Source organism: Campylobacter sp. RM9328 (assembly GCF_012978615.1).
Genome location: NZ_LIWF01000070.1, coordinates 1 through 528 on the forward strand (window position 1 = coordinate 1; position 528 = coordinate 528).

At 35.8% G+C, this 528-nt stretch carries 1 protein-coding gene; it reads right to left on the reverse strand.

What is annotated here, in order from left to right; genetic code table 11:
- A partial coding sequence (locus tag CCAL9328_RS10735; protein ID WP_211436857.1) for an Ig-like domain-containing protein occupies window positions 1–528 on the reverse strand: 528 nt, incomplete at both ends.

Sequence of the window (528 nt, forward strand, 5' to 3'; positions counted from 1 at the left end):
TTAGCTCTACCCTATCGGCTATACCATCAGCCTCGCTATTAGTATCTGTAATAATAGGTGTATTTAGAGTTATCTCTGGTTTAGTGTTATCGGTGAAATTTAAAGATGTGGCACTATTATTATCTGTGCTAGTATTACCAGCTTTATCTGTTACGCTAGCTGTTACATTAGTATTTGGCTGAACATCTGTAGTATCTATAGATATATTAAACTTACCCTCACTATCTGTAGTAACTGTGCCTATTACCTTATCTGCTACACTAATAGTTACGTTAGTGTTTGGCTGATTAGTGCTTCCGCTTAGCTCTACCCTATCGGCTATACCATCAGCCTCGCTATTAGTATCTGTAATAATAGGTGTATTTAGAGTTATCTCTGGTTTAGTGTTATCGGTGAAATTTAAAGATGTGGCACTATTATTATCTGTGCTAGTATTACCAGCTTTATCTGTTACGCTAGCTGTTACATTAGTATTTGGCTGAACATCTGTAGTATCTATAGATATATTAAACTTACCCTCACTATCTG